Annotated in this window: 22 protein-coding genes; 7 read left to right on the top strand and 15 right to left on the bottom strand. The window is 68.0% G+C overall.

Going from position 1 to position 22,218, the window contains the following annotated elements; all coding sequences use genetic code 11:
• Window positions 1–4: 4 nt before the first annotated feature.
• A complete protein-coding gene (locus CCUG20998_RS04190; protein ID WP_020731819.1) occupies window positions 5–1,357 on the top strand; it encodes an integral membrane protein in 1,353 nt (450 codons plus the stop codon).
• Between the two features lie 31 nt (window positions 1,358–1,388).
• Here CCUG20998_RS04190 and CCUG20998_RS04185 read toward each other — a convergent pair whose 3' ends face one another.
• From CCUG20998_RS04185 to CCUG20998_RS04175, 3 genes are read right to left on the bottom strand one after another with little or no spacing between them, the layout of a single operon-like run.
• A complete protein-coding gene (locus CCUG20998_RS04185; protein ID WP_020731818.1) occupies window positions 1,389–2,051 on the bottom strand; it encodes a TIGR04282 family arsenosugar biosynthesis glycosyltransferase in 663 nt (220 codons plus the stop codon).
• Window positions 2,048–2,704, bottom strand: coding sequence for a glycosyltransferase family 2 protein (locus CCUG20998_RS04180; RefSeq protein ID WP_036457257.1), 657 nt, complete (start codon window positions 2,702–2,704; stop codon window positions 2,048–2,050). The genes CCUG20998_RS04185 and CCUG20998_RS04180 overlap by 4 nt, the downstream gene beginning before the upstream one ends.
• 29 nt (window positions 2,705–2,733) lie before the next feature.
• On the bottom strand, window positions 2,734–4,656 hold the full coding sequence (locus tag CCUG20998_RS04175) for a DUF7159 family protein (RefSeq protein ID WP_116269093.1): 1,923 nt from the start codon (window positions 4,654–4,656) through the stop codon (window positions 2,734–2,736).
• A 311-nt stretch (window positions 4,657–4,967) separates the two neighbouring features.
• Between CCUG20998_RS04175 and CCUG20998_RS04170 the strand changes: the two genes are divergently transcribed.
• Complete coding sequence (locus CCUG20998_RS04170; protein WP_020731815.1) at window positions 4,968–6,635, top strand: DUF7937 domain-containing protein; 1,668 nt, start codon at window positions 4,968–4,970, stop codon at window positions 6,633–6,635.
• 7 nt (window positions 6,636–6,642) lie between these two features.
• On the opposite strand, the gene CCUG20998_RS04165 is transcribed toward CCUG20998_RS04170, so the two are convergent.
• Window positions 6,643–7,683, bottom strand: a complete 1,041-nt coding sequence (locus CCUG20998_RS04165) for an NAD-dependent epimerase/dehydratase family protein (protein WP_012392810.1) — start codon at window positions 7,681–7,683, stop codon at window positions 6,643–6,645.
• Complete coding sequence (locus CCUG20998_RS04160) at window positions 7,680–8,456, bottom strand: S-methyl-5'-thioadenosine phosphorylase (protein WP_231389848.1); 777 nt, start codon at window positions 8,454–8,456, stop codon at window positions 7,680–7,682. The genes CCUG20998_RS04165 and CCUG20998_RS04160 overlap by 4 nt, the downstream gene beginning before the upstream one ends.
• A 61-nt stretch (window positions 8,457–8,517) precedes the next feature.
• On the opposite strand from CCUG20998_RS04160, the gene CCUG20998_RS04155 reads away from it, so the two are divergent.
• Window positions 8,518–9,390 carry a 1,4-dihydroxy-2-naphthoate polyprenyltransferase gene (locus CCUG20998_RS04155; RefSeq protein ID WP_020731813.1) on the top strand — a complete coding sequence of 291 codons (873 nt, stop codon included), beginning with the start codon at window positions 8,518–8,520 and terminating at the stop codon, window positions 9,388–9,390.
• A gap of 98 nt (window positions 9,391–9,488) precedes the next feature.
• Window positions 9,489–10,496, top strand: coding sequence for a beta-ketoacyl-ACP synthase III (locus CCUG20998_RS04150; RefSeq protein WP_012392807.1), 1,008 nt, complete (start codon window positions 9,489–9,491; stop codon window positions 10,494–10,496).
• A 7-nt stretch (window positions 10,497–10,503) separates the two neighbouring features.
• On the opposite strand, the gene CCUG20998_RS04145 is transcribed toward CCUG20998_RS04150, so the two are convergent.
• Window positions 10,504–10,872: a DUF4229 domain-containing protein gene (locus tag CCUG20998_RS04145; protein WP_020731812.1), complete on the bottom strand. Its 369-nt coding sequence runs from the start codon at window positions 10,870–10,872 to the stop codon at window positions 10,504–10,506.
• Window positions 10,873–10,918: 46 nt separating this feature from the next.
• Here CCUG20998_RS04145 and CCUG20998_RS04140 point away from each other — a divergent pair, with 46 nt between their 5' ends.
• Window positions 10,919–11,071: a hypothetical protein gene (locus CCUG20998_RS04140; RefSeq protein WP_011738920.1), complete on the top strand. Its 153-nt coding sequence runs from the start codon at window positions 10,919–10,921 to the stop codon at window positions 11,069–11,071.
• A gap of 5 nt (window positions 11,072–11,076) precedes the next feature.
• On the opposite strand, the gene CCUG20998_RS04135 is transcribed toward CCUG20998_RS04140, so the two are convergent.
• The 8 genes from CCUG20998_RS04135 to CCUG20998_RS04100 form a co-directional block, all read right to left on the bottom strand.
• Window positions 11,077–12,393, bottom strand: coding sequence for a MinD/ParA family ATP-binding protein (locus CCUG20998_RS04135; RefSeq protein WP_038578835.1), 1,317 nt, complete (start codon window positions 12,391–12,393; stop codon window positions 11,077–11,079).
• A 41-nt stretch (window positions 12,394–12,434) separates the two neighbouring features.
• On the bottom strand, window positions 12,435–13,421 hold the full coding sequence (ccsB, locus tag CCUG20998_RS04130; RefSeq protein ID WP_020731810.1) for a c-type cytochrome biogenesis protein CcsB: 987 nt from the start codon (window positions 13,419–13,421) through the stop codon (window positions 12,435–12,437).
• Entirely contained in the window at window positions 13,418–14,992 is a 1,575-nt protein-coding gene (locus tag CCUG20998_RS04125; protein WP_036457449.1) for a cytochrome c biogenesis protein ResB, read from the bottom strand. Before CCUG20998_RS04125 ends, ccsB begins: the two co-directional genes overlap by 4 nt.
• Window positions 14,993–15,093: 101 nt before the next feature.
• Window positions 15,094–15,885 (bottom strand): cytochrome c biogenesis CcdA family protein, encoded by a 792-nt coding sequence (locus tag CCUG20998_RS04120; protein ID WP_020731808.1) that lies wholly within the window; start codon window positions 15,883–15,885, stop codon window positions 15,094–15,096.
• A complete protein-coding gene (locus CCUG20998_RS04115) occupies window positions 15,882–16,493 on the bottom strand; it encodes a TlpA disulfide reductase family protein (RefSeq protein ID WP_012392801.1) in 612 nt (203 codons plus the stop codon). The genes CCUG20998_RS04120 and CCUG20998_RS04115 overlap by 4 nt, the downstream gene beginning before the upstream one ends.
• Window positions 16,494–16,495: 2 nt before the next feature.
• Window positions 16,496–17,104, bottom strand: a complete 609-nt coding sequence (locus tag CCUG20998_RS04110; RefSeq protein ID WP_020731807.1) for a histidine phosphatase family protein — start codon at window positions 17,102–17,104, stop codon at window positions 16,496–16,498.
• Window positions 17,104–18,435 (bottom strand): glutamate-1-semialdehyde 2,1-aminomutase, encoded by a 1,332-nt coding sequence (hemL, locus tag CCUG20998_RS04105; protein WP_020731806.1) that lies wholly within the window; start codon window positions 18,433–18,435, stop codon window positions 17,104–17,106. The genes CCUG20998_RS04110 and hemL overlap by 1 nt, the downstream gene beginning before the upstream one ends.
• Window positions 18,436–18,508: 73 nt before the next feature.
• A complete protein-coding gene (locus tag CCUG20998_RS04100) occupies window positions 18,509–19,846 on the bottom strand; it encodes an APC family permease (RefSeq protein ID WP_036457255.1) in 1,338 nt (445 codons plus the stop codon).
• Between the two features lie 171 nt (window positions 19,847–20,017).
• On the opposite strand from CCUG20998_RS04100, the gene CCUG20998_RS04095 reads away from it, so the two are divergent.
• Both CCUG20998_RS04095 and CCUG20998_RS04090 read left to right on the top strand, forming a co-directional pair.
• Window positions 20,018–21,361 (top strand): HNH endonuclease signature motif containing protein, encoded by a 1,344-nt coding sequence (locus CCUG20998_RS04095; protein WP_020731804.1) that lies wholly within the window; start codon window positions 20,018–20,020, stop codon window positions 21,359–21,361.
• Window positions 21,362–21,463: 102 nt separating this feature from the next.
• Window positions 21,464–21,763, top strand: coding sequence for a glutaredoxin family protein (locus CCUG20998_RS04090; RefSeq protein ID WP_011738913.1), 300 nt, complete (start codon window positions 21,464–21,466; stop codon window positions 21,761–21,763).
• On the opposite strand, the gene CCUG20998_RS04085 is transcribed toward CCUG20998_RS04090, so the two are convergent.
• On the bottom strand, window positions 21,760–22,107 hold the full coding sequence (locus tag CCUG20998_RS04085) for a DUF427 domain-containing protein (RefSeq protein ID WP_012392796.1): 348 nt from the start codon (window positions 22,105–22,107) through the stop codon (window positions 21,760–21,762). The two genes, CCUG20998_RS04090 and CCUG20998_RS04085, sit on opposite strands and share 4 nt — an antisense overlap.
• Window positions 22,108–22,218 lie beyond the last annotated feature (111 nt).

Here is a 22,218-nt window from a genome sequence, read left to right as displayed (position 1 = left end):
GATCGTGAGGATCGCCCGCCGGGAAACAGCAGCCGTCACCGTGGGTGTCGTCCTGGTTGCCGCCGCGTTCGTGCTGCCGCGGTTGGACTTGGGCGTCAAACCACGCCGTGACATCGGCCTGGAGCGCTTCGCGTCGCGAGCCGGCGCGGCACCGATCTTCGGTTACTGGGACATCCACGCCAGTTGGGGCACCATTGCCGCGATCCTGCTGGCGCTGGCCGTCCTGGTTTGGGGTCCGCGGGTGGCACGAAAGCTCTCCTGGCGGGTGCTACCGCTGGCCACCTGGGCGACCGCGTGCGGATGGGCTTTTTCGCTGGCCATGATCGACGGGTTTGAGCGCGGTTTCGCCGGCCGGCTGACCACCAAGGACGAGTACCTCTCGGAGGTCGGCGGCGTCACCGACATCCCCGTCATGCTGCGCACGTTCGCCAGCCGGATTGTTGACTACCAGCCGAACTCCTGGACCACCCATGTTTCCGGACATCCGCCGGGCGCGCTATTGACGTTCGTCTGGCTGGATCGGATCGGTCTGGGCGGCGGCGCCTGGGCCGGATTTCTGTGCCTGCTGGTCGGCTCCAGCGCGGCGGCGGCGATGGTGATCGCCGTGGGCGCATTGGCCGGCGCGCACGTCGCGCGCCGGGCCGCACCGTTTGTGGCGATCGCGCCGACGGCGATCTGGATCGCGGTCTCGGCCGACGGATACTTCGCCGGGGTCACGGCCTGGGGTATCACGCTGCTGGCCATTGCGGTGCACGGCGGATCCCGGTTCAGGGCGCTGTGGGCCGCCGGAGCGGGTCTGGTGCTGGGCTGGGCCATCTTCCTCAGCTATGGCCTGGCGCTGATGGGACTGCCCGCCTTGGCGGTGCTGGCGTCCGCGAACCACTGGCGCACCGCCCTGAAGGCGTTGTGGCCGGCCGTGTTGGCGGCGTTGGGGGTGGTGCTGGCCTTCGCCGTCGCGGGGTTCTGGTGGTTCGACGGGTACACGCTGGTGCAGCACCGCTACTGGCAGGGCATCGCCCACGACCGACCGTTTCAGTATTGGTCCTGGGCCAATCTCGCGTGCGTGGTCTGCGCGATCGGATTGGGCAGCGTCGCCGGGATCAGCCGGGTGGTCGATGCCGCCGCGATCCGCCGCCGCTCCGGTTTGCACCTGCTGCTGCTGGGCATGGTGGCCGCCATCCTCGTTGCCGATTTGAGCATGCTCAGCAAGGCCGAGACCGAGCGAATCTGGCTGCCGTTCACCGTTTGGCTGACCACCGCCCCGGCGTTGCTCAGGCCCCGGTCGGATCGGCTGTGGCTGGCGGTCAACGCGGCCGGGGCGTTGGCGGTAAACAGCATCATCTTCACCAACTGGTAGGGATCGCTCGCCGATCGATTCGTGGGCGAGCTCAGATTCCGGCCAGGCGGGTGACGCGTGCGAAACGGCTGTCCGGACCGCAGGCGCCGCGCACCACCGCGACGTCGGCAACGACGTCGACGTCAGCCAGTGGCTGCACGGTAGCCACGTCAATGCCGCCCTCACGCAGGGCCTTCAGCGTGAGCTCACCGGTGTTGGGCTGGGACATGGGCACACCGCGCAAGCATTCGGCCGCGGCCGGGGTGTGCACCCCCAGCACCCACCAGCCACCGTCGACGGCAAACCCGAGTACCGCTGAAGTCTCGAGCAACCGGCGGGCGCACTCGGCGAGCAGGGCGGCGCTGATCTGCGGGGTGTCCATGCCCACCTGCAGCACCGGGTATCCGTCGGCCGCATCGGCGTGCGCGTTGGCGAGGCGGTCGGCGAAGTCGTCACCGCGCTGACCGATCACGGTGAACGATTCGAGCCGTTGGCGAATCTCGGCGCCGCGGGCCGCGTTCGCCAAATCGCCGGTCAGCGCCACCACGCGGCTGGCCGCTGGCGTCGCGGCCACCGCATCCAGCGTGTCCAGCAGCGCCGCCGCGGCGATGTCGGCGGCGATCTGATCACCGACCGTCGCGGCGAGGCGGGTCTTTGCGAGGCCGGGCTCCGGAGCCTTGGCGACCACCAGCAGAGTCACCGGTGCGTGGCTCACGAGATGACCTTCCAGAAGTCCAGGATCGCGATCATGCTGCCCCGCAACGAACCGCTGACCTTGGACTTCCCGCCGGTCCGGGGACCGTAGGAGACGTCGAACTCCACCACGCGCCAGCCCGCCGCGGCGGCGCGCACCAGCAGCTCCAACGGATAGCCCGACCGCCGGTCGACCACCCCCAGGGCGAGCAAGGCATCCCGGCGCGCCACCCGCATGGGCGCGATGTCATGCACCGGCAGACCGTGGCGGGTACGCAGCCGCCAGCTCATCACCACCGTGCCGATGCGGGCGACCCACGGCCAGTGCAGGCCGGGTACCGGACGCCGGCGACCGGTCACCAGGTCCGCGCCCCGGTCGAGTTCGGCGACCAACCGGGGAAGGTCGGCGGGATCCATCGAGCCGTCCGCGTCGATCACCGCCACAATCGGGGTCTTCGCCGCCACCACACCCGCGTGCACGGCCGCGCCGTAGCCGGGCTGCGACTCGGCAACCACCTCCGCGCCATGCCGGGCAGCCACCGCCGCGGTGTCGTCGGTGCTGTTGTTGTCGACCACCAGCGCCCGGTAGGAAGCCGGAATGGCGGCCAGCACCCCGGGTAGCGACTCTGCCTCGTTGAGACAGGGCAAGACCACTGTCACCGTTTCGCCTGGCATGCACCGACCTTAGGGGTTGAGCAGCGCCGCTAGGAGCCCTCACCAGAGGACGAACCACCACCAGAAGACGAACCACCACCAGAAGACGAACCACCACCAGAAGACGAACCACCACCAGAAGACGAACCACCACCAGAAGACGAACCACCACCAGAAGACGAACCACCACCAGAAGACGAACCACCACCAGAAGACGAACCACCACCAGAAGACGAACCACCACCAGAAGACGAACCACCACCAGAAGACGAACCACCACCAGAAGACGAGCCCCCACCGGAGGAGCCACCACTGCTGCCCCCGGACGGCGGCTCGGGAGCCTGCTGCGTGGGCTGCGGCGCGATGGTCGGCTGCGGGGCGACGGTCTGCTGCGTCGGCTGCGGGGCGACCGTCTCCTGGGTCGGCTGCGGGACCACGGTCTGCTGTGTCGTCGGGGCGACGGTCGTCGGGTTAACCGTCGTCGGGGCGATCGTTGTCGGCGTGATCGGCGCGGTCGTCGTCGGGGTGATCACCGTCGACGGCGCGGTGGTAGTCGGCGTGGTCGGGGTGACCGTCGACGGCGCGGTGGTAGTCGGCGTGGTCGGGGTCACCGTCGACGGCGCGGTAGTAGTCGGGGTGGTCGGGGTCACCGTCGACGGCGCGGTGGTAGTCGGCGTGGTTGGAGTCACCGTCACGGTCGACGGGGTAGGCATCCCCGGCGACCAATTCGGCCAGGGCGGAATGATGATCGGGATCGGCAGCGGGATCGGAGCGGGCACCACACCCGGGGCCGGCGCCGGGGCCGGCGCAACCGGCGCCGGCACGGTCGGTGTCGCCTGCCTGGGAACTACGCCCTGCACGGTCGGAATCGTGCCGCCCTGGAACCCGGCGGTGGGCGCGTCTGGCGGTGGCGGCGGGACCGGCGCCTGCTGTTGAGTCGGCAACAGCGGCATGAACTTACCCGGCTGCGCGTTTTGATGCCCCTCGACCGGCTCTGACGCCGCGGTCGGCCGGATCGCGACCGCCACCGCAACCGCCAGCGACGCGAACCCGATCACAGCGAACGCCACCACAGCGTTGCTGATCAGCAAAGACCGTGAACTGAGCCGCGTACCCGCGGGCGCTTCGTTGTCGTAGTCATCGGCGAATTCGTCATCGTCGGGGCCATAGTCGCCGTACTCATCCGCGCCCGTGACCGGCAGCAACTCGTTCTCGCCGGCTTGCGAATAGGCCAGCTGTTCGTCCTCGTCCTGGCCCGACGCCGTCGCGGCCAGCTCCGGGGGCAGATAGGTGGTTGCTTCGCCGGCATCGCCGCCCAAGACCTGCTGAGCCATCGTCGAACCGGCCCCGGCGGCAGCCATCGCCGCGCCGCGGGCTAGCGCGAACGTCGGGTCCTCGGGAACCTCCACACGCATGGTCGAGGCGTCACGAAACTGGTCGGCAATCACCGTGGTGTGTTCTGAGGAGCCCACCAGCAGCACCTCACCGGGCGCACCGCCCTGGTCATCGAGGTGGGCCATCAGCGTGTCGAAAGTGGATGTCGCGTCGCCTTCAACCGGCGCGGCGGCCAGCATCGTCGGCGGCGCGTCCCCTCCCCCCAGCACCGACAGGCTGGCGGTCTCCTCGCCGACCAGCAACACGGCGGAGCCGGCGTGCGCCGGGCCGAGCAGCGCGGTGACGGCCTCGGACTCCGACAGTACGGCGACATCGAGGACGCCGGAATCGTCGAGCGCCCGGCGCAGGTCCTCAGCCCTGTCCTGATCCGACCAGCACAACCGAGTGGCGACCAGGTGGTGTCCCTCGTCGGCCAGCAACTGGTTCGTGCCGACTATGGTTTCGGTCAGCACCGCGACAGGGCCTTCGGCCAGATCTACCGAGGATTGGTCGATCACGGCACTGCCTTCGGCGGCCGCCCCGACGAGCGCCAAGCGTGCGATCGGACCTGCGATCGCAACCCCCAACACGACGTCCATTTGCGGTTCTCCTTCGGCTGGCCACCCCGCAACCAGCAATGTCCGGCATCATTACACTGCGATACCGTCGGCTGTATTCGTCATTCGAGCGACAAGGTTGCCCCTGAGCGCAGCGTAACCGGATTCCCGAACGGTTCGGGAACGCTCACCACGGAACCCGTCCGCGGATCACTCGATCTCAGCCACTGCCGCGTCGTCCGAATGGAGAATATGTTCGCAATCGAACAACGCAGCGGGTCCGTCAGGGGGTTCCCCCACCGCCGGACCAAGCCGGAGCAATACGTAACCTACCTCGATCCCTGGGGGACACCGTGAGTCTGGGCAGCGACGACACGCCTACCGGCCCCATTGCGGGTGCGCAACCGCAACAAGGGCAGTCCGGACAGTTGACACCCGACCTGGCGTACCGGCGAAACATGGTCCGGGACCTGACCGGTGGAGCACTGCTGGTACTGGCGGTGTTCTTCCCGTGGAACCTCTACTTCGGCTTTCGCATCCCGGGCAGCAGCAACTACGTGCTGGCGGTGCTGCTGGCGGTCACGCTGCTGTCCCTGATCGCCATCGCGGTGCCCTATGTGGGGCCCTGGCGGCTGTCTGGCACCCGATTTGCTCCCACCGCGACCAACCGGCTGCGTCTCGGGCTCAACATCCCCTATCTGCTGCTGCTGTTGGCGTTCGTCGTCTACGACATCTTCCAGACGATCCGATCCGGTGGCACCGTCAACGTGCCCGGCGGTGTCGGGCCGGGCGGCTGGCTGGGAATCGCCGGCGCGATGCTGTGCGCACAGCCGGTGAGCACCGGCCAGCCCGGCGACAACGAGAACTACGACAACTGGCTGTTCACCGCCCGAATCCTGGGCTACGCATCGATGTTCGGTGCGGCGCTCAGCTCCGGCTTCAACCTGGCCTGGCGGGTGCGGTACGCGCTGCAACCGACGAACTCGGCATCGGGCTTCGGCAGGCAGAACATCGCGGTGATCGACACGGCGCTGGTCTACGGAGTGGTCGCGCTCGTCGCGGTCCTCGTCGCATCCCGGTGGCTGCTCAAGGGCACCAGGGAATACCAGCTGCCCACCATCGCGCTCGGCGCATCGGCCATGATCGCGGGAATCATCGTGTGGGTCCTTCCCGTCGGCCGCGAGATCGACGCATTTCACGGCATCGCGCAGAACACGTCGACGGCCGGGGTCGGATACGAGGGCTACCTGGTCTGGGCGGCGGGCGCAGCGATTTTTGCGCCAATGGCGCTGGTGCGCTCCCACACTCATCCGATCGGTAGGGACATTTGGCGGGCAGCGGCCCGAAACGGGCTGCTGCTCATCGCCGTATGGTGCCTGGGGTCGGTGGTGATGAGGCTCACCGATCTGAGCACCGCGGTGATGTTGAACTTCCCCTACTCGCGATACGACACCATGACGTTGGCCGCGTTCGATCTGGTTACCGCGGTGCTGGCGTTCTGGCTTCGGATCAACCTGGTCAATCAGGCGCTACCGGCCCGGCTGATCTCGTCGCTATGCGGATTTCTGCTCACCCTGACCGTTTCTCGCGTCATCGTGGGCGTAGTGCTCGCCCCCCGGTTCGCGGCGTCACCGGACGCGCGGCCCAACCCGGTCTACGGAAACAATCTCGCCCAGCAGATCACCAGCACCTTCGACGTGACCCTGTGCGGCCTGGCGCTGGGCATCGTCGTCGCGGTCATCATCAGCGGGCGACGCTCAGCAACGCAGACCAAACAACCGGGGCGCCCGCGGCGGCGCCAGCGCGGTACCGGCCAACCCGGGCCGGCCCTCGGCGGGGCCGCCGTCCCATCGGAGGCCCAGACAACCCAATTTCGCAGCCCGGCCGAGCTCGATGCCCACGACGACGCGCCCACCACCGTTTTGTCCGGGCCGGGTCGGGCGCCGCGGATCTTCCGCTCCGGGGAATCCACCGGCCCCTTGCCGCCAAAGATCTACCGGCGACCCGACGACCCGTCCTAGACCGCCGCTAACGAAGCGGCGCGAAAGCGAAGCCGCGCAAACCCTCGAGTGGCTCCACGGCGGCACGGAAACCCAGCACCTCGGCGGCTCGCGACGGATCGGCCACGATGTGTCGCACGTCGCCGCTGCGGTACTGCCCGGTGATGACCGGCGACAGTGCGTCGCCGCGCGCCTGGCACAGCGCGCTGGCCACCTGCAGGATCGAGATGGGGCGCCCGGAACAGACGTTCGCCGCCACAAAGCCGTGTCGATCCACCTCACCCAGCTGCGCCGCGGCCAGGTTCGCGGCGGCGATATCGTCGACGTGCACGAAGTCACGCATCTGACCGCCGTCCTCGAAGACCTTCGGCGGTTCGCCCTTTTCCAGTGACGAACGAAATATCGCCGCCACCCCCGAATAGGGGGTGTCGCGCGGCATCCCGGGGCCGTAGACGTTGTGATAGCGCAGCGCCACCACCGAACCCCCGGTCGACTCCGACCACGCCAGCGCGTAGTGCTCTTGTGCCGTCTTGCTGGCCGCATAGAGGCTGCGCGGCCGCAGCTCGGCCTCCTCACCCACCAGCCGCCACCTGACCGGCTCCGCACACAGTGGGCAGCGGTGCTCAAACACGCCGGCATCAAGATCGCTGTGCCGCCGTGGCAACGGGTCGATCCGGCCGTGCTCGGGACAGTCGTAACGTCCCTGTCCGTACACCACCATCGAGGATGCGAGGACAAGACGACGTACGCCGGCGGCGAACATCTGTGCCAGCAATACCGTGGTGGCCAGGTCGTTGTGGCCACCGTATGCGGGCGCGTCGGCCGCATCGACCCCCGCGCCCACCATCGCCGCCTGATGACACACCAGGTCCACACCGGCCAGCAGGGGCGCCATCGCATCGGCATCCCGGACATCGACCCGATGGCACCCGGGCGGTAGCACCGGATTCGGTCCGTGGGCGGCGGGCAACAATACGTCGACGCCGACAACCTCGTGGCCCGCGGCACTGAGTGCGGCGCCGACCCGGGATCCGATGAAACCGGCCGCGCCGGTCAGCAGCACCTTCATGGCAACTCGAACGGCAGCGTGACACCGGCGTGCATCAGACAGTGCGTGCACGCGCGTTCGGCGGCCACCCGCCCGATCCCGGCACGGACCAGCTTTTTGAGCATCTCGATGTTCTCCCCGAATTCGGCGAAAACGTCGGCGGCCTTGACACCCTCACCGACCGCAACGCCAGCATCCACGTCAGTCACCAAAGCGACTGCCGCGTAGCACAGTTCAAGTTCACGGGCGAGCACCGCCTCCGGGTAGCCGGTCATATTGACCAGGCTGAACCCGGCGCCGGCAAACCATCGGCTTTCCGCGCGGGTGGAAAACCGGGGGCCCTGGATCACCACCATGGTGGCGCCGTCGACCACGTCGGGCAGGTCGGTGACCGCGCTGCGCAGCGTCGGGCAGTAGGGATCGGCGAAGGCGGCATGCACACCGCCGGAGTCGAAGTACGTGTCGGCCCGCCCGCGGGTTCGATCGACCAGCTGGTCAGGCACGACGACCGTGCCCGGCCCGAGCCGAGGGTTCAGGCTGCCGACGGCGCATGGGGCGAACACTCGCCGCGCACCGAGCGCTCGCAGCGCCCACATGTTGGCCCGGTACGGCACGGTGTGCGCCGAGTACTGGTGGCTTGCTCCGTGGCGGGGCAGAAACGCGACTTCGTGCTCCCCCACCGCGCCGATCGTGATCGGGGCGCTGGGCCGGCCGTACGGGGTGTCTGGATTGACGGTTCGTATATCGGACTCAAAGAAGCTATAGAAGCCGCTACCGCCGATCACTGCGAGCATCGGCTCATTGTTGTGCATGCCCCCATGCGATCGTCAGCGCGGGCCGCGGCAGGATGCCATGGTGGCCAATATTGCGCAGTGGATCTCCGGTGCGCGTCCCCGTACCCTGCCCAACGCCGTGGCTCCGGTGGTCGCCGGCACCGGCGCCGCAGCCTGGCTGCACGCCGCCGTGTGGTGGAAAGCCCTGTTGGCACTGGTTGTCGCGGTCGCATTGACCGTTGGCGTCAACTACGCCAACGACTACTCCGACGGCATTCGCGGCACCGACGACGACCGGACCGGGCCGATGCGGTTGGTCGGCTCGCGACTGGCGACCCCGCGCTCGGTGCTGATCGCGGCCATTGTGAGCCTGATGATCGGCGCGGCCGCCGGGCTGGCCCTGGCGGTGGCCAGCGCACCGTGGCTGATTGCGGTCGGCGCCGGCTGTATCGCCGGAGCCTGGCTGTACACCGGCGGCTCCAGGCCCTACGGCTATTCGGGCCTCGGCGAGGTCGCGGTGTTCGTGTTTTTCGGCCTGGTAGCCGTGCTGGGCACCCAGTACACGCAAGCGCTGCGGGTTAATTGGGTGGGGTTGGCGCTGGCGGTGGCCACGGGCGCGCTGTCGTCAGCGGTACTGGTCGCCAACAACCTGCGCGACATTCCCACCGATGCGCAGTCGCACAAGATCACCCTGGCCGTGCGGCTGGGCGACGCGCGTACCCGCGTGCTGTATCAGGCGCTGCTGGTCACCGCCGCGGTGCTGACCCTGGCGCTGATGTTGGCGACACCGTGGTGCGCCGTGGGCCTGCTGGCGACACCGCTGGCCCTGCGTGCCGCGGCCCCGGTGCGAGCGGGCCGCGGCGGCGCCGCGCTGATCCCGGTGCTTCGCGATACCGGGCTGGCGATGATGGTGTGGGCGATCGCGATGTCGGCGGCGCTAGCGTTGGCCGCGTGACCGTGCTGCAGCGGCTTCGACTGCGCGCCGACGACGGGCGTTTTGGGCGAGTCGCCGCCATGGGAGCACACTGTGCATAACACCAACCGAGGACGGGTATGACGGAGATCGCCACCACCAGTGGGATTAGCAGCGTCGGATTGCTCAGTGTGGGGGCCTACCGGCCCACGCGTGTGGTCACCAACGACGAAATTTGCGAGAACATCGACTCTTCCGACGAATGGATCTACTCCCGTACCGGAATCAAAACGCGCCGGTTCGCCGCTCCCGAGGAGTCGGCGGCTTCGATGGCCATTGAGGCGAGCCGGGAGGCGATTGCCAAAGCCGCGCTCACCGGGTCTGACATCGACGGTGTGATCGTCGCTACCAGCACGCACTTTCTGCAGACACCCGCCTGCGCCCCGATCGTCGCGGCAGCGTTGGGCTGCCAGAACGTTCCCGCATTCGACATCTCGGCGGGCTGTTCGGGCTTCGGGCATGCGCTCGGCATTGCGGCCGACATGATCCGGGGCGGCAGCGCCGCCACAATACTGGTGATCGGCACCGAGAAACTGTCCCCCACGGTGGACATGACCGACCGGAGCAACTGCTTCATCTTCGCCGACGGCGCCGCCTCAGTGCTGGTGGGCCACAGCCCGATTCAGGGGATTGGTCCCACGGTGTGGGGTAGTGACGGCGAACAGGCCGCGGCCATCCGGCAGGACATCGACTGGATCAGCCACGCCGAGAACCCGGCCGGTCCGCGCCCGTTCCTGCGCATGGAGGGCACCGCCGTTTTTCGCTGGGCAGCGTTCGAGATGGGCAAGGTCGGACAACAGGCGATGGACGCGGCCGGGGTCAAGCCCGACGAGATCGACGTGTTCATCCCGCACCAGGCCAACAGCCGCATCAACGAGCTGCTGACCAAGAACCTGCAGCTGCGCCCGGATGCGGTTATCGCCAATGACATCGAGCACACCGGAAATACCTCGGCGGCTTCCATACCGTTGGCAATGGCCGAGTTACTGGCCACCGGTGCGGCCAAGCCGGGCGATCTGGCGCTGCTGATCGGCTACGGCGCCGGGTTGAGCTATGCGGCGCAAGTGGTGCGCATGCCCAACAGCTAGGGGCGACTTAGCCTGCGCCGGTTTCGGAGCCCGCGCCCTCGTCCGGCGCCGCCTCACCACGCAGTCGGGCACGCAACTTCTCTCGCTCGGCGCGCCGGCGGGCACCGGCCGTCGCGAGCGCGGCGGTGGCGCGCCGGCGCAGCGGAGCGAACACCCAGATGCCCAACGGCATCGCGATGATCAGACCGAATAATGCCGCCACCACGAGCGGAAATTGGCCCACCCCGGCCAGTCGGGCCACCCCATAGATGGTCGCGCTGACCACCACCGCCAGCAGCAACCGCGCGACGGCGTAGACCGCTACGTCGACGACACCGCGGGTGGTCAAGGTCTGCGGACGGCCAGTGCTATTGCCGCCATCGGGTGCTTCTGACACAGCCCGAGCCTACGGCGCGGGTATATTCGCTCAAAGGAGGTGTCGAGTGCTTTACCTGCTCGTCGTCCTGGTATTGGGGACGTTGATCTACATCGGCTGGCGTGCGGCACGGTCGCAGGCGAGCCGACCGAAGACGCGCGTCATCGGGCCCGACGACGATCCGGAGTTCCTGCGAAAGCTGGGGCAAGGGGGGCAGTAGCCCGGTCAGCCGAAGCTCGGGCTGGATCGTCGCTGTTCCGGACCGAATCCCTCGGCAACCACCGCCGCCAGTTCGGCGAGGGCCTCACGGGTCTCCCGCTTCATCCGGTCCAGGACGATTTCGGCGCCCTCCTCGAGATGCGGGTCGAACGGCACCAGCCGCACCGCACGGCAACGCCGCGCGAAATGATCGATCACCTTTTGCATGTCGACCTTGCTCGAACGGGGCCGAACGGCGTTGATCACCGCAATCGAGTTGCGCACCAACTCCTCGTAGCCGTGCGCCTCGAGCCAGTCCAACGTCGCCGAGGCGCTCCGAGCCCCATCGATGGAACCCGAGCTCACCACGATCAAGATGTCGGACTTGGCCAATATCGCCGACATCGCCGAGTGCAGCAGTCCCGTGCCGCAGTCGGTGAGCACCAAGCCGTAGAACCGTTCCAAAATGTCCAGGGTGCGGGTGTAGTCGTCGGCGCTGAACGCTTCGGATGCGGCCGGATCGGTGTCCGACGCGAGGACCTCGAACCCGTTCTTGGCCTGCGATGTGTAGCCACGCACGTCGCTATAGCGCTCGATGCCTTCGGCGTCCCGGATCAGATGGCGCACCGTGGCCGGGGTCTCCAGCGGTACTTTCTGGCTCAGCGTGCCGCGGTCGGGGTTGGCGTCCACCGCCACCACACGGTCACCGCGAACCGAGGCGAAGGTGGAACCCAACGTCGCGGTGATGGTGGTCTTGCCGACACCACCCTTGAGCGAAACCAGCGCAATTCGGTAGCAGCCGCGCATGGGCCGGTTGATCTGGGCAACCAGGTTGTTGTAGCGGGTGGCCCGCGGGCTCTCCCCCAGGTTGATCAACTGACCAGAGAGCACATAGACCAGCCGGCGCCAGCCTTCGGTCGGCGGAGACTTGACCGGCCGCAGCAGCATGCTGGTGGACAACTCCGGATACGGGGTTTGCGGCACCGATTCGGGACGGTATTGGGGCTCGGCGGGGGGCTCGGGCGGACCGTTGTAGTAGGCGCCGTACGCGGTCGGGTCCACCCGCGGGAGACCGGCGACCGGTCCGGTATCCGGTCCGGATTCCCACTGCGCGACGTCGGGGGCCTCTGCGCCCTCCGCGCGTGCGACCGACCGGCGCTCAGTGCGAAATCCGGCGAAGGCTCTGGTCGGGGCGTCGCTGCCGCCCGCAACCGGCGGTTCACCCAGCTGAGGCGGCTGGTGCGGCACCGGCGGCAGCTGAATGGTCGGATGGTCCTTGCCGCCTTCGCCCTGGTAGGCATTGGACGCCCCCACGCCCGCGCTCGGATGGTCTGACACGTCCACTCCCCCTTGCTTGCCGTCGCGGGTCGGTTGGGCTCGAACGTCTAGCCCACGCCCGCGTAGGAATGCAGGCCGACCGTCACCAGGTTAACGAAGAACAGGTTGAAGACCATCGCGACAAATCCGGCGACATTGATCCAGGCCGCTTTGCGATCCCGCCAGCCGGCCGTCGACCTGGCGTGCAGGTAGGCCGCGTACACCACCCAGGCGACGAACGACACCGTCTCCTTGGGGTCCCAGCCCCAGTACCGGCCCCAGGCTTGTTCGGCCCAGATGGCACCGAAGATCACCCCGAACCCGAACACTGGGAAAGCGAAGATCGTGGTTCGGTAGGCGATCCGGTCCAGGGTCTGGGCGTCGGGGAGTCGTTGCACCAGGCGGGCCAACGCGCTCTCGGCGGGTTGACTGTCCGGTGCGCCGAGTCGCGAGGTGCGCAGCAAAAACAGGATGCTGGAGATCCCGGCGACCAGGAAAACCCCGGAGCCCAGGCTGACCACCGACACGTGGATCGGCAGCCAGTAGGACTGCAGCGCGGGCATCACCGGGGCGGCATTCGTATAGAGCCAGCGCCCGGACACCGTGAGCAGGATGAGCACCGGCAGCAGCAGAAAGACCCACAGTGATCGGTATTGCGGACGGCGCAACACGACCGCGCCGGCGATCAGCCCGGACATGCAGGTCAAGTTGATGAACTCGTACATGTTGCCCCAGGGCACCCGCATGGTGGCCAGGCCGCGCAACACGATGCAGGCCAGCAACAGCCCGATGCCCAGGTAGACCACGGCCAGTCCGGCCCGCCCGACGCGCTCGTCCAACGGCCGCCGTGGGCCGTCCAGCACGATTCCGGGCGTCGTGGCGTCGCTGGCAACCGATCCGGCCAGCACCAGTTCTCGTTCGTCGACTTTGCGGCCGCGGACGTAGGCCAGTTCGAAGGCGAGCAGCAGCAGCGCGACCACCAGCGCGACCACCGCTGAGGTGAATGCCCAGTCCGAATACCTGGCCAGGTCGATGTTGATGTTCGCGGTGTTCATGTGACGTCCACCTGGGAGCTCCTTATGGCGGCCGCTGCGGCCGAATCGGGCGTGCCGGGCTCGCCGAGCCCGGCCAACAATCTCTCGGTCAGCCGCTCGAACTCGTCACCCCATCCGGAGTTATCGGTGCGCGCCAGGCCGCCCAGCTCGACGTTCACCGTACCTGGCGCGTCGTTTTCCGGCGTAAGTCGAGCCCACACCCGGCGGCGGCGAACCAGCAGCGACACCACCAGGCCGGCCATCATCGTGATGGCGAAAACCAGCACCCAGGTTTGACCGGGGTCATGGGATACCTGCAGGTTGACGAACGGCACCGCGCCGTCGAAGCGGACGATGGTGCCCGCGGCCGGACCCGCATCGATGCGGACCTGCTGGCCGACGCGCAGGTTGACTCGTTTTTCCTTCACCAGCCTGCCCTGCTCGATGAGCCGGGGATCGAGGCTGAACAGCGACTGTGGCCGTCCGGTGTCCAGCCCGGTGTCGCCGCGGTAGACGTCGATGGCCACCGCGGGGGCATTCAGCGCCGGGAATCGTGACGACAACAACGTCCCATCGAGCTGTTCGGTCGGGGCAAGCAGACCCTGGATGGCGATTTCGTGCTGCCGACGCTCGGCGGCGGTGGGATAGCTGCCCGCCGGTGGGTCGATGCGCGCCACCCCCGAGGAGAGCAGCGTCTGCGGGTTGTCGGGCCGCCATTGCACGGTCGACGTGCGGGTCTGTCCGTCCGGGAACGTCACCGTGAAGGTGGGGGCGTAGCCGTGGCCCTGCAGGTACACCCGGTCACCGCCGGCCCGCAGCGGGTGGTTGACCGCCAGCCGGTAGGGCCGCCAGGTGTTTGCGCTCAGGTCATTGCCGGTTTGATAGGCGATGTCCGCGGCGAACGAGGTGGCTTGCCCGGAAGCCAGGTAGTGGGCCGCGAAATCGTTGACCCTGATGCAGATCGGGTGCAGCGACGTGCCGTCGACGGTATTGCCGGCGCGGAACGAGTCGAAGGCGGCCGGGGATGCCGAGCAGAAGCCCGGTCCGCCGTCGGCGATCACGATCACGTTGCCCTCGTAGCCGAACAGCTTGCCGACGGCGACGGCGACCAGCAGACCCAGCAGGGAGAAGTGGAAGACCAGGTTGCCGAATTCGCGCAGGTAACCCTTTTCGGCGGACACCTCGACGGTGGTGCCGGAGCGGCGGATGGCGGTGCGCCAGCCCCGTAACCGGCCGACGATGGTGGCGGCCAGCGGCTCGGGCTCCCCCGCGACCTGGGAGCCGGCGTGTTTGGGCAGCCGCGCCAGGTTGCGCGGTGCGGCCACCGGGGTGGCTCGCAGGCTACGCGCGTGCTCAATCATCCGCGGGGTCAGACAGCCGACCAGGGAGACGAACAGCAACACGTAGATGGCGGTGAACCAGAAGCTGGAGAACACGTCGAAGGCCTGCAGCTTGTTCAACCACGGGCCGATCAGCGGATGGGCTTTGAGGTAGTCGTCGACCTTGCCGGCGTTGAGGCTGCGCTGCGGCACCAGCGCCCCGGGTATCGCGCCCAATGCGAGCAGGAACAACAGCACCAGCGCGGTGCCCATCGAGGTCAGGGACCGCCAGGTGTTGCGTGCCTTCTGGCCGAGCAGACGCAGAATCGCACCAAAACGTGCCGTTTTGGGTGATTCTGCGTCTGCTCGCGCGCTCAAATCGGCAACCTCACGTCGGACACGAAGGCGTCGCGCAGCCAGGAGACCACGTCGTTCCACACCCCGGTGACCAGCGCCAGGCCGACGGCGATCAACAACACGCCGCCGAAGATCTGGATGGCCCTGGTGTGGCGGCGCAGCCAGCCCAGGCCCGCAACCGCCCCCGCCGAACCCCACGCCAGCAGCACAAACGGAATGCCCAACCCCAGGCAGTAGGCGATCACCAGCACGATTCCGCGGGCCACGCTGGCGCCGTCGGTCGCGGAAGCAACCGTGATCACCCCGGTCAGCGTCGGCCCCAGACAAGGCGTCCACCCCAGCGCGAACACCGCGCCGAGCAGCGGCGCTCCCGCCACCGTCGTCACCTGACGCGGACTGAACCGCGCCTGGCGCTGCAGCGCGGGGATCAGTCCCACGAACACCAGTCCCATGATGATGGTCAGCACGCCACCGGTCCGCTGCAGCACCAGCTGGTTGCTGATCAGGGTGGTGGTCATGCCCAACACCGCAACGGTGCCCAGCACGAAAACGGTGGTGAACCCGGCCACGAACAGCAAGGCCGAGCCGGCCACCCGCCACCGGACCCCGGCGGGCGCCTTGACCCCGACGCCGGCGGCCCGACCATCGCCGGACCCATCCACACCGACCACCGCGGCCAGATACGACAGGTAGCCCGGCACCAGCGGCACCACGCACGGGGAAGCGAACGAAACCAGTCCGGCCAGCACACACAACCCGAGGGCCACCAGCAGCGGGCCCGCGGCGGCAACCTCAGCGAACCCGGTCATTGCGGTCCGGGCGGCGTCGAACCCGCCGCCGGTTCTTGGGCCAACCGTTGCACCACCGGCTGCAGATCCTCGGCCAGCAGTTCACGCAGGAAGACCGCCGCGACCCGGTGCTGGCGGTCCAGCACCAAGGTGGACGGGATGACGGTGGTGGGGTACTTGCCGCCGAAGGCGATAAGCGTGCGCATGGCCGGATCGTAGATCGACGGGAACGTCACATGACGGTCGCGGACGAAGTCTTGGGCCGCGGCCCGGCTGTTGTCGCGCACGTCGATGCCCAGGAATGACACCCCGGCGGCCCGGGTGGCGTCATAGACCTGCTGCAGCTGGGTGATCTCGGCCCGGCACGGCCCACACCATTGGCCCCACACGTTGACCACCACGACCCGACCGGCGAAATCGTCGAGGGAGAGCGTGCGATCCGGGTCGATCAGGTCCGGCCCCGACAGCGGCCCGGGGTGGCCTCGACTGGCCGGCGGGTCGTAGAAGATGTCGGTCTTGCCGCCGGGGGAAACGAATTCGAATGTGCCGCCCTGCACCACCGCGTCCCGGCCGGAACAACCGGTCAGCAGTGCCGCCAGCACCGCCGCGGCAATCACCAGCCGGCGCATCGTCAAGCGCCTGCCGGCTCGGAGTACACCACGTCGACCAGCCGGTCACCGTCATAAACCAGGGAGGTCACCGATGCCAGCGAACAGTCTCGGCGCCTCGGGTCATGCCACAGCCGCCTACCGGTCAGATGCAACCGCAGCGTCCAGACCGGCAGCTGGTGGCTGACGCAGACCGCCTCGTGCCCGGCGGCACGAGCGCGCACCTTGTCCACCGCGGTCGCCATCCGCTGCGCGATCTCGAGGTAGGGCTCGCCCCAGGACGGGGTGAACGGGTTGCGCAGCTGCCACCACACCCGTGGGTCACGCCAGGCGCCGTCCCCGGGGCCGACACGGCGGCCCTCGAAAAAGTTCGCCGATTCGATCAGGTCGGGATCGGTGTCGATCGCCAGTTCGTGCGCGGCGGCTATCGGCGCGGCGGTCTCCTGCGCACGCTGCAGTGGAGATGCGACAACGGCGACAACATCGCGTTCAGCCAGGTATTCGGCCACCGCGGCCGCCTGCGCCGCGCCGGTCTCGGACAGGCGGTACCCAGGCAGCCGACCGTAGAGAACCCCGGTGGGGTTGTGCACCTCACCATGGCGCACGACGTGGACTCGAGTCTGTTCAGCCATCAGGGTCTGCTCTCCGGGGTGGCGTTGGCGGCCGCCCGCGCTGCGGCGGGCAACGCGTCAGCGATCCGCTCGAACGCGGTGTCATCAAGGGCGGCCGAGACGAACCACGCCTCGAATGCACTGCACGGCGGGTAGACGCCCGCATCCAGCAGGGCATGAAAGAACGGAGCGAAACGCCACGTCTGACTATTGCGCGCGGAGGCGAAATCGGTGACCGGCGTCTCGCTGAAGAACACGCTGAGCATGTTGCCCGCGCGCGGAATCTGATGCGCCACACCGGCATCTGTCAACGCCCCGGCCAGCAGCCGGGCCAGCCGATCGGCGTTGGTATCCAGTGCGGCATAGACACCGTCATCGGCCGCGCGCAGGGTCGCCAGTCCGGCCGCCATCGCCACCGGATTGCCCGACAAGGTGCCGGCTTGGTAAACGGGCCCCAATGGCGCCAAGCGCTCCATGACCTCGGCCCGTCCGCCGAATGCGGCCGCGGGCAGCCCGCCGCTCATCACCTTGCCGAAGGTGAACAGGTCGGCGTCGACCGAATCGATTCCATACCAACCGCTGCGGCTGACCCGGAATCCGGTCATCACCTCGTCGACGATCAGCAGCGCACCGTGTTCGGCGGTGACCGCACGCAACGCCGCGTTATAGCCGCGCCCGGGTGGGACCACCCCCATGTTGCCCGGGCTGGCCTCGGTGATCACCGCGGCGATCTGTTCCCCGTGCTGTGCGAACGTCTGCCGCACGGCCTCGATGTCGTTGTAGGGCAACACGATGGTGTCGGCCGCCGCGGCGCCGGTGACCCCCGGCGACGACGGCAGGCCCAGGGTGGCCACGCCCGAACCCGCGTCGGCCAGCAGCGCGTCCACGTGCCCGTGGTAGCAGCCGGAGAACTTGATGATCTTGGACCTGCCGGTGAACCCACGCGCCAGCCGCACGGCGCTCATGGTGGCCTCGGTACCGGAGTTGACCAGGCGCAGCCGCTCGACCGGTGCCACCCGCCCGATCATTTCGGCGGCCAGCTCGGTCTCAGTGGGCGTCGGCGCCCCGAACGACAATCCGTTGGTGGCGGCCCGGGAAACCGCCTCGACCACGGCGGGGTGCGCATGACCGAGAATCATCGGGCCCCACGAGCACACCAGGTCTGCGTAGCGATTCCCATCCGCGTCGGTAAGCCAACAGCCGTGCGCTTCGGTGATGAACCGCGGGGTGCCGCCGACGGCGGTAAACGCCCGCACCGGGGAGTTCACCCCACCCGGGATAACCGCGCACGCGTCGGTAAACAGCTGCGCCGACCTGCGCACGCTGGTGACCGCCTGGTCAGTGCTGCCCATGGCAACCAGTGTCCCAGCCTCGCCGACCGGTTCAACTACAGGGTGTAAGACTTGCCGCTGCCTCGTAAGCTCGCTACCCGCGCTCGGCCGCGCCCGCCAGGTCCGGTGGCTGCCTGGTCAAGCCGCGGGTGAGCCACAGCAGATAGAGAAAGCCGATGGCGGCCCAGGACAATCCGACGATCAACGCGTCGGATGCCAGGTGGGCAAGCAGGTAGATATCGACGGCGGCGCCGATCACCGGGAGCACCAGATAGCGCCATCGGGGCAACCCGGCCCCGCGCTCCCGCACGAAGTACACCACCACCGACACGTTGACCAGCGTGAAGGCCGTGAACGCACCAAAGTTGATGAATGACGTCGACGTTGCGACGCTGAGCAGGATCGCGGCCATGCCCACCGCGCCAGTCAGCACGATGTTGAACATCGGGGTGTGAAACTTCGCGGAGACCACGCCGAACACCCGCCTGGGCAGGACGCCGTCGCGACCCATCGCATAGAGCAGGCGCGAGACCGCCGCCTGCGCGGCAAGCCCGGAGGTGAATTGGCCGATGATCAAGGCGGCCAGGAAGACCGCCGCGAACAGATTGCCGCCGATGGTCCTGGCGACACCCTCGGAAAGCGAATCGGCATCGGGAAACGAACTGCCCGGGGCCACCAGGCTGACAACGTAGGCGACGGTGACGAAGATGGCCCCGCCGATCAGCGCGATCAGCACAATGGCCCGCGGGATGGTGCGCTCGGCATCGTGGGTCTCCTCGGTCAGCGTGCTGACAGCGTCGAAACCCAGAAATGAGTAGGCGGCCACCGCCGCTCCCGCGGTGATCGCCGTAAACCCTCCGTTGCCGGTGAACGGGGTCAGTGAAAGCAGTGACCGCGAGTCACCAACCAGATACCCAATCGTCAGCGCCACGAAGAAGGCCAGGATCAGCAGTTGAAACGTCATCAGGATGAAGTTCGCCCGGTCGGCGACTTTGAGCCCGATGAGGTTAAGCACGGTGGTCAGGGCGGCAAAGCCCACGATCCATGTCCAAAACGGCACGGCGGGAAACCGGTCTTGCAAATAGGAGCCGCCGATCAGCCAGATCACCAACGGCAAAAACAGGTAGTCCAACAGGACCGCCCAGCCGACCATGAAGCCCACCCGGGCGTCCAGCACCTTGCGCACGTAGGTGTAGGCCGAGCCGGCGACCGGAAAGTGCCGTGCCATCACCCCGTAGCTCTGCGCGGTGAACAGCATCGCGACGGTGGCCAGCAGGTAGGACCCGGCGCTGGCGCCCTTCGATCGTTCGGCGATCACCCCGAAGATGCCCAGCACGATGATCGGCGTCATATACGCGAGACCGAACAGCACGGCCGACCGCTGCCCCAGCGCCTTCTGCAGCTCGGAGCGAGCCCCGGTGGTCACCGCCATCCCCACGCCGCCGTGTGCGCCTCGTCGATCCGACTCACACGGCCCACCTGCACCAAGCCAGGCTAATCGCGATCTCATCCGGGCGACTGAATCTATCCACACCCGGACGTTCATCCACAACCGGCCGCTTTGGCGTGGTGGCTACCAGTGCGGACGATCTAGCATTCGAATATGTGTTCGATTGCCGGACTTCTGGACGCCCTCGATGCCGCCGTGGCGGCGATCGGCGAAGCCAACCTCGAGGGTCTGCAGCCTGTCGAGCGGCTGCGCATGCTGGCGCGGCTGGAAACCGCTCGACGGCTGCAGGCGGTGATCAGCCACGACGTGATCGCCGGCCTGTACACCGAGGATCCCGCCGCCATCGGTGGGCCGGTGACCAAGGTCGTCGCCGACTGGCTACGCATCACCCCCGCTGACGCCCGTGGCCGGCTGCGTGATGCTCAACAACTGTCTGCCCGGACCACCCTGACCGGGCAGGTGCTGCCCCCGAAACTGCCCGCCACCGCGCGGGCCTGGCGCGACGGTCAGCTCGATGGCCAGCACCTGCACGTCATTGCGACCTTCGTGCGCGATCTACCGCAGGACACCGCGCCGCAAATCGTTGCGGGCGCCGAGAAGCTGCTGGCCCACCAGGCCCTGCAACTGCGTCCCGACCAACTGGAAAAGGCGGCACACCGCTGCGCCCTGCTGATCAACCCGGACGGCAGGTTCTCCGATGCCGACCGGGCACGTCAGCGTGGCTTCACCTGGTGCGCCCAACGCCGCGACGGCATGAGCATCGGGAAACTGATCGCCACCCCGGAACTGCGCGCCAACCTCGACGCCTGGCTGGCGCGCTTCGCCGCTCCCGGCATGTGCAACCCCGACAACCAAAACCCCTGTATCACTGGCGAACCCACCGAAGACGCCACCACCACCGACGCCCGCCGCCCCGCCCAACGCCAACACGACGCCCTCAACGCGCTGGTGCGCGGCCAACTCGGTGACCCGGCCCTGGGCACTCACAACGGGCTGCCGGTGACCGTCATCGTCTCCACCACCCTGCAAGAACTCACCGCGGCCACCGGCCGCGCCGTCACCGGCGGAGGGACCCTGCTACCCATGCGCGATGTCATCCGCATGGCCCGGCACGCCTACCACTATCTGGCCGTTTTCGACGAGCACTCCAACCGGCCCCTCTATCTGGGGCGCACCCGGCGCGTCGCCTCGCCCGACCAGCGCGTGGTCCTCTACGCCGCCGAGCGCGGCTGCACCCACCCCGGCTGCGACGCACCGGGCTACTGGTGCGAAGTCCACCACCTCACCGACTGGGCCGCCGGGGGCCCGACCGACGTCGACAACCTCACCTTCGCCTGCACGCCGCACCACAGGCTTGCCGGAAAGAGCTGGCAGACAACAAAGCTCCCCAACAGCCGCACCGCATGGCTCCCGCCACCCCAACTTCGTCGCGGCGCCCGCACCAACGACTACCACCATCCCGAACGCCTCTTGGACGACCGGGCGGCACCGGATTGACGGCCGCGATCACTTCTGGGATTGGCCGGCGCGGCCGTTGCCTGCGTGCAGTATGGGTATCACGCTGGCCATCAGTGGTCCATTGGGCGAGGACGTGAGGTTATGAGCGAGCACGAAGTGGTGGTTTATTGGCGGCCTGGCTGTCCGTTCTGTTGGCGCCTGCGCCGCGGGCTCCGCCGGCGCGGGCTACCGACCCGAGAGATCAACATCTGGACGGATCCAGATGCGGCCGCGGCGGTTCGCTCAGTCGCAGACGGCAACGAGACGGTGCCGACCGTGGTGGTCGGCGACGTGGCGATGGTCAACCCGACGGCCGGCCAAGTCATCGACGCGGTGCGCACCCAGGCACCGGAACTCCTGGAACAACGCAACACCAGCAGGGGCTGGTTTTCCCGACGCTAACGCTTGCCGCCAAGCCAGCCGGCCACCCGAGACACCAGGCCGGTCGCCTCACCCTCGGGTTCACCTTCGACATCCACGCCGTTCCAGAACGCGACATGATTCTTGATGCGACGAGCCAGCGGGCTGGGACGCGGATAGAACCAGGCGGCGTCGGGATTCGTACGGCCGTCGACCACGACGGTGTAGTAGTGGGCCACGCCCTTCCAGGGGCACAGCGAAGTGGTCGAGCTTTCCCGCAAGTACTCCCGATGCACCGATTCGGGCGGGAAATAGTGATTGCCCTCCACCCTTGCCGTCCGGGGCGTTTCTGCCAGCACGGTTCCGTTCCACACGGCGCGGATCATTGGCCCACCTCCTCGACACTTCTGTCTGATCGATAGTCCACCCGTTCGCGTGCGCAGTGGGCGAATTGCCGCGAGTAATGCCCATGACCTTGAGATCAGCCCTGCGCAACG

Origin of the sequence: Mycobacterium marinum, from assembly GCF_003391395.1 — a bacterium.
Taxonomy (GTDB): domain Bacteria; phylum Actinomycetota; class Actinomycetes; order Mycobacteriales; family Mycobacteriaceae; genus Mycobacterium; species Mycobacterium marinum.
The sequence above is the reverse complement of the archived record's forward strand: the minus strand, read 5'-3'. Positions and strand labels throughout refer to the sequence as shown.